General features: G+C 37.2%; 6 protein-coding genes. 4 read left to right on the top strand and 2 right to left on the bottom strand.

Going from position 1 to position 5,100, the window contains the following annotated elements; translation table 11 throughout:
• Positions 1–134: 134 nt before the first annotated feature.
• On the bottom strand, positions 135–710 hold the full coding sequence (locus ABXH34_RS17735; protein ID WP_353573218.1) for a DNA-J related domain-containing protein: 576 nt from the start codon (positions 708–710) through the stop codon (positions 135–137).
• Between the two features lie 112 nt (positions 711–822).
• On the opposite strand from ABXH34_RS17735, the gene ribF reads away from it, so the two are divergent.
• From ribF to scpB, 4 genes are all read left to right on the top strand, one after another.
• The gene (gene ribF, locus ABXH34_RS17740; protein ID WP_353573219.1) at positions 823–1,773 is read left to right on the top strand and encodes a bifunctional riboflavin kinase/FAD synthetase; all 951 of its coding nucleotides are present in this window, start codon (positions 823–825) and stop codon (positions 1,771–1,773) included.
• A 262-nt stretch (positions 1,774–2,035) separates the two neighbouring features.
• The gene (locus ABXH34_RS17745) at positions 2,036–2,335 is read left to right on the top strand and encodes a hypothetical protein (protein WP_353573220.1); all 300 of its coding nucleotides are present in this window, start codon (positions 2,036–2,038) and stop codon (positions 2,333–2,335) included.
• Between the two features lie 285 nt (positions 2,336–2,620).
• Positions 2,621–3,352 (top strand): hypothetical protein, encoded by a 732-nt coding sequence (locus tag ABXH34_RS17750; RefSeq protein ID WP_353573221.1) that lies wholly within the window; start codon positions 2,621–2,623, stop codon positions 3,350–3,352.
• Between the two features lie 273 nt (positions 3,353–3,625).
• On the top strand, positions 3,626–4,414 hold the full coding sequence (scpB, locus tag ABXH34_RS17755; RefSeq protein WP_353573222.1) for an SMC-Scp complex subunit ScpB: 789 nt from the start codon (positions 3,626–3,628) through the stop codon (positions 4,412–4,414).
• 77 nt (positions 4,415–4,491) lie between these two features.
• Here scpB and ABXH34_RS17760 read toward each other — a convergent pair whose 3' ends face one another.
• The gene (locus tag ABXH34_RS17760) at positions 4,492–5,022 is read right to left on the bottom strand and encodes a DUF2062 domain-containing protein (RefSeq protein ID WP_353573223.1); all 531 of its coding nucleotides are present in this window, start codon (positions 5,020–5,022) and stop codon (positions 4,492–4,494) included.
• Between the last annotated feature and the right edge of the window lie 78 nt (positions 5,023–5,100).

Here is a 5,100-nt window from a genome sequence, read left to right on the forward strand (position 1 = left end):
CTATCAAAGCAGTGCTACTAACTCAATAAATATAGCATGTAATATAAAAAAATCAACCCAATGTGCAAGAATTTAACTAACGTGCTATTGGTGAAAAATAAAACGTCAAATTTATAAGCTTTATTATGTTTTTTCTAAGTTTTGTAGTATTTTTCCAATATATCCATTGCAACATTTATTGCCTGCAACTGTTCTTCATCACCACCACGATCTGGGTGATAACGGCTGACTAATTTTCTATACTGTTTTTTAATTTTAGGATAATCAGTAGGCTCTTGAAGCCCAAGCAGCTCAAGCGCACCCATTTTCTGTTCTCCAGCATGAAACAATACCCAAAAATGAGTGATTAAATCTTCCACATCTTGCTCCGTTGTGGTTTGCAAATGGCTTACATCTAAATAATAAGTTTCCAATGGGTCATGCTCAGTTAAAGCTGCATATCCAGAATCATAAGGTAATAAGCGTATATTTAATGCAGAAATTTCTAAGCACGCTTGTTGTTGTTGCCATAATTCGCGACGCAACTTATACAAGGTATGAAATAGTAAAAAGTGCATTTTAAATAGAGGGTAGCTTTTAGTCAGGCTAATACTGGGGAAACCTTGAACTTGATTGGCCTGCAAGGTTTTTAGCAATTCAAACTCGCCTAAACCCTGTGGATGTTGGCGCAAAATATTAAGTACAATTTCAGTTAATTTTTTTTCACACATTATTTGACAGCTTCATAAATTCACAGCAAACTATGGATATTTGTAAAATACATGCCTCAAAATGACTTTGAGTCCGCATCATCTTAATTTTAAAACAAACGGTTATAGCATAATGGAGTTTATCCGTAGTATTTCACAATTGAGGCCACAGCACCACCAATGTGTGGCGACAATAGGTAATTTTGATGGTGTACACCGTGGGCATCAAACGGTTATTCAACAGGTCAAAACTGAATCACTTGATTTAGATTTACCTGCGACAGTGATTATTTTTGAGCCTCAGCCACAAGAGTTTTTTGTACCAGATAAAGCCCCAACCCGCTTAACTCGACTGCGTGAAAAATTATTTGCATTTCAACGTTATGGGGTTGATAGAGTCTTGTGCTTACGCTTTGACAAACGGCTGGCTAACCTTGAGCCCGATGATTTTATCCAGCAAATTTTAATTAATGGCTTAGGAATAAAACATTTGGTTGTCGGTGATGATTTTCACTTCGGCAAACAGCGACATGGAAATTATAAAGTCCTACAAGATGCAGCGAAACAACATCAATTTGAAATTGAAAAGCAACGCACATTTATTATTGATGCAGAACGAGTCAGTAGCACCCGTATTCGTCATGCTTTGGCGCAAGGGGATATGCAGCTTGCTAATGAACTGCTCGGCCGACCTTATATGTTAAGTGGGCGCATTAGTTATGGTCAACAACGGGGGCGTACTATTGGCTTCCCAACTGCTAATATCTTTTTACATCGGCATAAATCACCATTATTGGGTGTGTTTGCGGTCAAAGTGCATGGTTTAGGTCATCGGCCTCTAACAGGTGTTGCAAACTTGGGTACTAGACCCACGGTAAATGGTGCTCAATTATTACTAGAAACCCATATTTTTGACTTTAAACAAATGGTTTATGGGAAATATATTGATGTCGAATTTATCGCCAAAATCCGTGATGAGAAAAAATTTGATTCTTTCGAGTTATTAAAACAACAAATTGTTCAAGATGCACAAACAGCACGACAATTTTTTAGTTCTTCAACAAATTATTTGTATCAGAATTAAGTAGTGTAAGAACTCATACTAAAGAAGCACTTTAATCATGTTTAAAAACCCACTCTTTATTGTGTTATTTTTAGTTAAATGCTATGCCATATAATATTGAAATCAATAGTTTTTTACTCTATTTTTAATATATGTGGTAAGCGCATGAGATAATACAGGTGCAATCCTATAAAGCCTCCAGACCTGCCGAATATCACACATTTATTGTATTTCAATACTAAAACATAAATATGATCTGAATGGTTTTGGAGGGGATTACAATATGTATCGGGTAGGGTTTGCTATTCTATTATTCTGCTTTGGGTTTCAAAATCCAGCAATAGCAGAAACTTATGACTTTGACACTCATTTATCATCATATCAAGAAGGTGATATTCCAATCCCTCTGTTAGGCCGTAACATTGTGGTGAAGAAACTCAGTGGAGAAAGTTTTGTTACAGGTCAATATGAAGGCCAAATTGCGGTAAAATCACTGTCCTTGTCAGGCAATTTCGAGGTTTTATTCAACGTAACAACTGATTTTCGTAATCACTGGTCAATTGCAGCGGCGACCAATTATTAATAAATTCGTTTATATTTAACTAATTACAACCGTTTCCGTTTTGGTGAAACCAATGATGAAATTTTTTGGAATGATACCAACTGGCGCAAAGGTGAGAAAAATGAAATTTGGTTACAAGTTAATGGTACTCAAGCCAAAACTTATATTAATGGCCAATTTTTCCAATCTATCATTTTACCTGATGCAAATTTAACTTATAGCACTATTTATATCGATAATATTATTAAAGATGCGACCCGTATTTATTCTATACAAGCACAAAATTTCGATGGTAGTGATTCAGACGTGAAGACTAGTGATAATGGCACGACTGATGACAGTTTATTTGAGTATGAAAGCGGGTTTAATGATGGGCAAAATGCTTGCATTAACGATCCCATTAGCTGTGGTGTTGCCTCATCGATTTTAGAATATGAACGGGGTCGAGCGGATGCAAAGCAGTTATGTGTTTTAGACCCTACAAAGTGTGGCATAGTCTCTCCTGCGGCAGAATATAATCGCGGAGTTGATGATGGGCGTAACGCCTGTCGAAATGATCCAACTCAATGTGGACTGGATTCACCTCAAGCAGAATATGAACGCGGCAAAGCCATTGGTCAACAAATCTGCCAAACCAATCCTGCTGACTGTGGCATTACAATTATTCCTGATGGAGAAACTAATGCTTATGAAAGAGGCCGTCAAGCTTGTATTGATAGTCCTGAATCCTGTGGCATAGTGACTCAGCAAACCACATTGCCAACGTATACTCCAAGTTTAGGTTTGATTCAGATTCCTGTCTTGGCGGTATATGATATTTTAGGCGGTGCAAGTTTGTATCGGGTGAGCTTATATCAAAATGCGTTGTCATTAGATTTTCGTTTGGATTCGGATAGTATTCAAGCAATTAATAATGCAGATGAGCTGAATATTCCAACGGCTGTACCATTACCTATTTTGAGTCAACCGACAATAACCAGCCAACCAACAACAAATGCAGATACTGAATTAAGTCCTGTAGGGCCTGTTCCGCGTTAATGGCATTCAGCTATAGTCGTTTTATTCTAAGATGATACAGGACTGGTAGTCCTTGGTTTTAAAAGTAATTGATATTTAAAGTTTTATAGGACTGCCAGTCCTAACACCCAAAACGAAATTGGCTATAATACTTGAAAAAGGCGTGTAACTCACATGTTATGCACTTTTTTTCGTCAAAAATCATTGATGGAACATTTAAAATACGGTGTATAATTACCGTGTCGTATCGTCTTTTTCCATCAAAAGCCATCAAGTATAAAATCGAATACCTTCATGACTGAGCAACAACTGAAAAATATTATTGAAGCTGCGTTATTTGCTGCAAGTCGTCCTCTTACAATTGACCATTTTTTAAGTTTATTTCCTGAAATGGGGCGGCCTGAACGGGGTGAGATTCGAGCTGGTCTAAAACAGCTACAAGAAGAAAATCAAACGCGTGGGGTAGAATTGGTGCAAATTGCCAGCGGCTATCGATTTCAAGTGAAACCTGAACTGACGGTATGGGTTAAGCAACTTTATCCTAAACGCCAGCCTCGTCAATCACGGGCATTGATGGAGATATTGGCCATTATCGCGTATCGCCAACCGATTACTCGCAGCGAAATTGAATCAATTCGTGGTGTCAGCGTCAGTACTCAAATTATGAAAACGCTACTAGATTATCAATGGGTTCGGATTCTTGCATATAAAGATACACCAGGACGGCCTGCCTTGTATGGTACAACACGGCATTTTTTAGATCATTTTAATTTGAAAAACTTGAATGCTCTACCTTCTCTCAATCAGTTAAAAGATATGGAAGAGTTAGACGAATTAGATAATGCACTAGAACAACTACCACCTGATGAAATGGACAGTGATAATCAAATCGATGAAATTGAAATTGACGAGATTGAAACCGCGGGTACATTTGTTGATATACCAAAACCAGAGTTAGACGAATTAGATAATGCACTAGAACAACTGCCACCTGATAAAATGGACAGTGATAATCAAATCAATGAGATTGAAACCGCAGGCACATTTATTGATACACCAAAATTAATTGAATCAAACGATTAAATAACATTTTGGTTAAAAAACAATCAGTGGAGAGTCTCTTCTTGATATTCATTGTTAGCTTAGAAAAAGCTGATAGCCTACTCATTGGCCAACGGTTTTTTTTCAACTCGACGTTTTTCTCGACGTTTATCCCATAAATGTTTTACATGCCGCTTCCATAAAATATTCACACTATAATAGCCAATTCCCGCAAACATTAATCCCATCGTCAATGAACCCAGTAATAATGGTTGCCATAGATTCATAATGCTACCCATTCCTGACGATAAATCAATGGTTTCAGGCGGTAAGCCCATCATTAATGCACCCAAACAATAAGAAAGATAAAACATCGGCGGAATTGTGATAGGATTAGTTAACCAAACCAATGAAACCGATAATGGAATATTAACTTTAAAATAAATAGCTAAAATTGCCGCCCACAACATTTGTAGTGGAAATGGAATAAATGCGGAAAATAAACCCACAGCCATACCACCGGCCAAAGATTTACGATTCAAATGCCATAAATTTGGCTCATGCAACCAGTCACCTAAAAATTGTAGGTATGGATGTGATTTTAATGTTTTAGGATGCGGCAACATCCGTTTAAAAAATTTTCTAGCCATACGTTACAACATCATGCGCTCAGCAATTATTGCTTTTTTGTTAGGGATATTGATATGTCAACAACTTACAGTATTGCC

Source organism: Candidatus Albibeggiatoa sp. nov. BB20, assembly GCA_016744725.1.
Classification (GTDB): Bacteria; Pseudomonadota; Gammaproteobacteria; order Beggiatoales; family Beggiatoaceae; genus Albibeggiatoa.